General features: G+C 58.3%; 4 protein-coding genes and 2 pseudogenes. 3 read left to right on the top strand and 3 right to left on the bottom strand.

The annotated features are described in order from the left end of the window. The first annotated feature begins 231 nt into the window (after positions 1-231). Together IEV82_RS14545 and IEV82_RS14540 are read left to right on the top strand one after the other, a co-directional pair. Positions 232-1,059, top strand: a complete 828-nt coding sequence (locus IEV82_RS14545) for an HWE histidine kinase domain-containing protein (RefSeq protein ID WP_188482754.1) — start codon at positions 232-234, stop codon at positions 1,057-1,059. 234 nt (positions 1,060-1,293) lie between these two features. Beyond that, positions 1,294-1,712: pseudogene (locus IEV82_RS14540) on the top strand (transposase); the annotation flags it as partial. Between the two features lie 64 nt (positions 1,713-1,776). Here IEV82_RS14540 and IEV82_RS14535 read toward each other — a convergent pair. From IEV82_RS14535 to IEV82_RS14525, 3 genes and pseudogenes are all read right to left on the bottom strand, one after another. Continuing rightward, positions 1,777-2,799: a stealth family protein gene (locus IEV82_RS14535; RefSeq protein ID WP_188482753.1), complete on the bottom strand. Its 1,023-nt coding sequence runs from the start codon at positions 2,797-2,799 to the stop codon at positions 1,777-1,779. A gap of 257 nt (positions 2,800-3,056) precedes the next feature. Beyond that, positions 3,057-3,869: pseudogene (locus tag IEV82_RS14530) on the bottom strand (transposase); the annotation flags it as partial. Positions 3,870-4,598: 729 nt separating this feature from the next. Beyond that, positions 4,599-5,282 (bottom strand): FadR/GntR family transcriptional regulator, encoded by a 684-nt coding sequence (locus tag IEV82_RS14525; RefSeq protein ID WP_229747819.1) that lies wholly within the window; start codon positions 5,280-5,282, stop codon positions 4,599-4,601. Positions 5,283-5,888: 606 nt separating this feature from the next. Between IEV82_RS14525 and IEV82_RS23630 the strand changes: the two genes are divergently transcribed. After that, positions 5,889-6,248, top strand: coding sequence for a hypothetical protein (locus tag IEV82_RS23630; protein WP_229747818.1), 360 nt, complete (start codon positions 5,889-5,891; stop codon positions 6,246-6,248). Positions 6,249-6,258 lie beyond the last annotated feature (10 nt).

Genomic DNA, 6,258 nt, shown 5'->3' with positions numbered 1-6,258 from the left:
GGATCTGATCCGTCAGTGGCGACTGCGGTGCTTGTTGGGCAGCGCCTTTCATAGCAAATGGTGTTGCCACCGGGGGTTTGAAACCACAAATGCTGCTTTGCAGCATTTGTGACGCAACGTTCGGAAGAAGGGACCGGAGGACAAGCCTTTCAGCTGTGCATGGCTCTGGTGATGACCAGGACCGAGGCGAAAATGGTGTAGTCGCGCAAGCCGCCCAGCGGCACCGAGGCGATGGCTATTCTTGGCCAGTGGCTGCGCGAGGCGGCGCCAGAACTCAAGGAACATTGGTATGAGACCTATGGGCGCGTCGCGAAAACGGGAGAGCCCATGCGTTTCGAGCAGCACTCGGAGACGTTGGGGCGGTGGTTCAATGTTTACGCCTTCCGGATCGGGTCGTCGGAGAACCATCGCGTAGCAGTGCTGTTCAGCGATATTTCCGAACTCAAGAGGAGAGAGGAACGGGCCAGGCTCTTGATGCTGGAGGCCAATCATCGGTCCAAAAACATGCTGGGCCTCGTTCTTGCGATGGTACGCCACACGGCCTCGTCTGGCGCGGATGATTTCACGACACGGTTCGACGAGCGGGTCAAGTCGCTCGCGGCCCGCCAAAACCTGCTCTTCCGAAACGCGTGGAAGACGATATCCGTTGCCGACCTTGTCCAGTCCCAACTTGCGCATTTATACGACTTGATCGGCGGGCGGATTGTCATCGCTGGACCACCCTTGGCGCTCTCGCCGGATGCTACGCAAGCGCTGGGAATGGCGCTTCACGAGCTTACCACCCATGCAACCAAGTACGGTGCGCTCTCAAACGAGACCGGCCGCATTGAGATTAGGTGGTGTTCAGAGCGACGTGCATCAACCGAAAATCGTTTCAGGCTGTCACGGCTGGAGAGTGGCGGGCCTGCCGTGGCAAAGCCAAGACAGTCAGGCTTCGGCTCCAAGGTGACGACCGGCACCCCATCCATCGATCTCGACAGCCTCACTGTCAACGGAATTCAAGAGGGGCTTTGCGCCTCGGCGAAAAGGGCGCTGAGCCGGGCGGCGTCGAGTTCCTGAAGGCGGCGTTGTTCCTCCGGATCCACTGTGGGGGCCAATGGACCCGAAAGGGGTGGTACTGGAACCGGCTGGCCGCGATCTTGCGTCCCAAGGATGGGCGGCTATACCTTCAGGCGCGGCAGTGCAACTTCACCAGACTGGCGATAACCTGTCGGCGAGCGTGATCTCGCGCCTGACAGGTGATTGGCAGCAGGACTATGGTCGCTGGCAGCGCCGTGACCTCTCGGCCCGTCGGAGCCCATGGTAAAAACTGATCTGGGCGAGATCTGGAAGGCTGAAACCCGCGCCGCGGCAGAAACCGCCACGGACTCCTTCGCCGAGAAATACGGCGCCAAGTACGATAAGGCGGTGACCTGCCTCACCAAGTGCCGCAAGGTACTGCTCGCCTTCTACGACTTCCCAGGTGAACACAGAAAGCACCTGCGTGCGGGCAACCCGATCGAGAGCGTTTTCGCCACCGTCCGGCATCGAACCGTGCGCAGCAAGGCAGCGCTGTCGCGGAAGACGGCGAAGCTGATGGTCTTCAAGCTCGCACAGGCCGCCGCCAAGACTTGGCGTAGCTTGAAGGGCGCACCCAGTTGCCATTTGTCATCGAAGGCGTCTCATTCACTGATGGTGTCGCCGTGAACGCCACCGAAAACCTCGCCGCCTGATCTGGCCACGTGACCCAAAATGCCGGATAGCTCAGATGCTTGGACTGAACAATGAGCGCCCGCCTTATTGCGCGGCCCTCGGAAACCCGCCAACGACGTCGCACAGCCAGTCGCGGAGGTCAGGGATCAAGACCTCCAACTGGGGCAGATCATTGACGCAGACGAATTTCACATTGGGCTGAATGGCGTTTTGCAGTTTCGCCCATGTTTCATCCGGGTGGCTTTCATTGCCATGTCCACTTTTGATGTGAAGATGATCATGCGCGGACTGAACGACCGCTGTCTTAGCCGCAATGCAGGCGTGGTTGTGCAAACCCTGTGGCAGGAATTGATTGAGATCCCTGAAGCGGTACTTGATGTTTTCGACAAATGCATCGGCATGCTGATCAAAGAGTTGAGCCATAACCGATCGCCGCAGCGGGTGGACAACATGCGCGGAGGCGAACATCTTGCTGGCCTCGAAACCAGCCATCTCTGCGGCATTGATCTGCATGAAATGATGAAACTTCGCCGGATCCTGTCGTGTCTCCGGTGCGTCGCGCACCGCACTGTAATCGACCCATCGGCCGCGGAGAACAGGGTTTAGACCCTGAAATACATCCTCAGGTTCAAGTGGCCCCGACAAAAACACGTCGTCGTTGAAATACATGAACCGCTCACTAAGCCCCTCAATACGCCACATCATGCTTTCGATGGATAGCGAATTGAAGGTCGGAAGAACCCCGCTAAACTCGCGAAAGATATCGCGATGATCCACAAAGCTGACCTTTGCGCACAATGCGTCAGACAGGAGCGACAAATTGGGATGATCGCTGTCGAGCACAATCCAAATCTTCCGAGTCCAGGGGGCGAAATTCTCTATGGCTTGAAGGCAATAGAGGATTTCGTCGTCACTGTTCCAGCGATGCGGATTGGTCGCGTTCTCTATCAGGGGCTCAATCGCGTCAGCCATGTATTGGGCACGTTTGCGGCGATGCTTCTCTGTATTCCCGTTGACCCAAGTGATCACGGCATCAATGGGGACGGCTTCAGTCTCGGGGATGTAGATCGATGTCACGGCAAGCCCTTGGTTTGTTTGGCGGGACATAGCTCAACGTCCCACGTCTGGTAGGTGCGCACCGCAGCCGACATTTCCTAGGAATAATGCGGTCTGACGTCAAGCGCGTCTGATGCCGCCCGTTGGGCAAGCATTTTCCGCCCCCAGCCGTTTCTGTGGTCGCACAGACATCTGAAACTGGGCGGATTGCGTCGAGGGACTGCAGCGTCCTTGTCTGGTGCGGGCGTGTACCAGCGCAGCGGACAGAGCTATCGAGCTCTTTCGTTCAGTTTGGGCGTGGATCGCAGTCATGCGCATAGCGGTTGCGTTCCCAGTCGTCGGATGGCGGTGAGGATCGTGACCACCATCGGCCCGGTTACGGCGACCTCGGCCAACTGGAAGGTGATGGCGCGGGCGTGGCGGACGAAGCGGCCGCCACGCTTGATCAGCTTCAGCTAAAGGCTGTTCAGCGATCAGTGAGCCATTTCCTCGGACAGTTCGATGTATCGCAAGAAGCTGGCCAGGCGATAGGCCAGGGCGTGCAGTTGCCGCCCGACCTCGTTGCCGCGGAACCGCCTGCACGACAGCCGCGTCCAGTGGAAAGCGTATTTGCCTTCCTTGATGTGCTGCGCGGCGGTGCCGCGCGGCTTGTCCCAGGATGCGGCCTGATACTGGAAATCCTCGAAGAAGCGCTTCACCTTGGTCTGCAAAAGCCGCCCCGCAGGCCGTGTGAGCAGATGCGCGATCTTCTCGCGCAAGACGTTGTTGGCAGGCAGAAGGATGACGTAGAAGTAATCCGCCTCTTCAAGGCGTTCATACAGGGCCGGGATCGCATGAGCGGCATCGGCCCGAAAGAACCACATTATGTCGCGCTCCGCATACCGGGCGATGACAGGATCGAGGACATCCCGCCAGCCATCGGCGTTGTGGACGTTGCCATGGCGCAGGACGCAGCGTTCCAGCATACCGAACCGGTTGAACAGAAAATTCGGGTGATAGCAGGTGCAGTCGAAGTGCCCGTTCCAGGCGGCACCTTCCTGATCGCCGTGTGTCGGGCTGACGGAACTGTCCGTGTCGAGCACGATATACGGCAACTCGTTGCGGTCATGGAACCGATCGATCTATTGATTTGTTACGCCCATTCGATACCGGACATCGCGGAACTCTGCCCAAGCGACTTGCGGAAGTCTGTTTGCTGCACCAGCGTCAAGACAAATCCGTGAATGGTCCAAGAGCTTATCGGCACGTGCCGCAAAAATTTCGGCGGTTACCTGCTTTTCACCGCGGGTGTATCGCCGTGTATGACAGCCCAATCGCGCTTTGGGGCCCATCCACCCTGCCAATGTAGAAAGGGCTCCCTGTTCCATGCCCGATGATTGTTCCCGACCGCAGCCTGCCGAGGTTCCGCGAGAAAGTCGAAGGCCTCGTGTTCTGGATGCGGTCGATGTTGTAGACCCGACGCACGGGAAACAGGTCGTTCGATCCGTCGATTGGCACGGTAACGATGGGTGATGGGATGATGGCATAGGTCAGCACGGACTTGAGTCTCCCTAGCGTTTGAAACACTGATCCACATGCTTCAATATTTGGATCAAACCAAATCAATCCTGAGGTCGCGCACCAATTGATCGCTCGGCTGCGGGCTTCACCAAAATCACCGACGGGCCGGATGGGGCGGGCTCATCTACCCGGTCGAGCGTATCTTAGGTGTTCAGTCCCGGCACCAGGATGACGCCGATGTGCAGAAATCCATCCATGCGATGCGCCCGTAGGCGGCGGCAATAAAGATCATCACCGCGCTACTCGCAAATCAATAAGCTGACGCCAATCGGGTGCCTTGTCCCTGCGGCTCAGGTTTCCATCCGCGCCCCTACGCTCACAAGGTGACGGCGCATCGCGTCCTCTGCGCCTTCAAGTGCCCGCGCGGCGATGGCGGCGACAATTGCGTCATGTTCGGCAAAGCTGGGGTGTGTGTCTTGCGGTTTTTGCCCCACACGTTTGGTCTTGCCCCAAGAGACCATGCCACGCAGGGTGTTCAGTTGGTCGAAAAGCGTCAATAGCGTGGGCGAGGCTGCGGCCTCGGCCACGGCGCGATGAAATTCGGCATCCAGCATCTCGTATTCGCGCCAGGTTGCGGCACGACGGGTGCGTGCGGCGACAAGTTCGAGATGTGCAATAGCCTCTGCTGAGGCGTATAAAGCAGCCTCGCGAGCGATTGAAGGTTCAAAAGCGGCGCGGGCCCGCATTGCATCGGCGGGGCTTATTTTGCGCGCAAGGGCGCTCATGCTGTCCTGATCGATATGATCCTGGTCAACGGCCAGAAACGTTCCCTTGCCGACATGGCGCCATAAAACACCCTCTGCGACGAGCAACTCCAATGCCTTGCGAAGCGACGACCGGCGCAGGCCCAGTTCGGGTCCAAGCTGCCGTTCGGGCGGCAGGCGATCTCCCGCCGCAAAGCCACGATCCTGAATATAGGCGCGGATCTGCGAGAGTGCAGCCGCGTCAGATACTTCATGCAGTGCTCCGTCCACAGCAATCTCCTGTGAGGTTGCGCGAAAACGTTTGTTCAATGTTGAGTCCTCGGCGCATCCATACAAAGGGTATAGCAGGCAATTCAATCGATCAATGCCGGTTGATCGTAGAGGGATCATGTGACGCGCTCAGGTCAAGGCACTACGTCCTGCACCCAACATAATGGTGACTGACCACTGGCACCAGTTCCCGGGCGGCAAGACGCAGACAGGTGTTTCAGCGGGTTTGAGCCTGCAATGACTGTGGTTGAGGCAGCCGCATCTTTCCGGGATACGCATTTCGAAAAAAATAATTAAAAACAATAATTTGCTTCGGCATTTGGCGCGCCACACCCGACTTGGCTGCCCGGCACTTTCGTTTGACGCAGTGAACGACACGCGTGGTGTGCGCCGACAAAGACACCGGCGGTAGTCAACGGCGAGACGCTTGCGCTTCCGGCATAGAATCTTTTCCCGGACGCGCAAGCGACTACGAAATATGTGCAAGGTGGCTCTTGATTATGGATCAATTTGGATCAATATCGGCCAAAGGGAGAACAACAATGGTCATTTCGAGCCGGCTTGGCCTTCACGACTTGCGCGTCTTTGCTTTGTGGGAAGAGAGCCATGACGGCCCCACGATCGCTCAGCCTTGCCACTTGGGATCATGACAGGGTCATGCAGGTGCAAGGCGGGCGGGTCTCGGTTCCCAAGGCGGCAGTCGACTCGCACATCCTGCCCACCGGCACGTTGTTGCCCTTGACGGCTCAGGACGCACGGTTTGACGTGGCAGGCCTGTCTCGGTCCAGTCATATCTTTCACCTGGCTTGGGGAACGGATGCCTATGCGGCGTTCCCTGCCTTCGTCAGCCGCGCGTTTCGGCATAATGACTTTTCTAGGCGGGCTGGCGGCGGCACCCAGTCACCTACCGTTTTCGCGGGTCGCACTATTGCTGTGCTGGAACACCATATGACGGCTGCCCTGTGAAAGCGTGGCA

The sequence above is a fragment of the Marivita lacus genome, from assembly GCF_014637725.1.
GTDB classification, from domain to species: domain Bacteria; phylum Pseudomonadota; class Alphaproteobacteria; order Rhodobacterales; family Rhodobacteraceae; genus Marivita; species Marivita lacus.
This window is presented reverse-complemented; position numbering and strand designations above follow the sequence as displayed.

What these genes read in the sequence shown, in the direction of transcription:
- IEV82_RS14535 (WP_188482753.1), bottom strand. Translation starts at nt 2,799, where the DNA reads ATGTCCCGCCAAACAAACCAAGGGCTTGCCGTGACATCGATCTACATC.
- IEV82_RS14545 (WP_188482754.1), top strand. Translation starts at nt 232, where the DNA reads ATGGCTATTCTTGGCCAGTGGCTGCGCGAGGCGGCGCCAGAACTCAAG.
- IEV82_RS23630 (WP_229747818.1), top strand. Translation starts at nt 5,889, where the DNA reads ATGACGGCCCCACGATCGCTCAGCCTTGCCACTTGGGATCATGACAGG.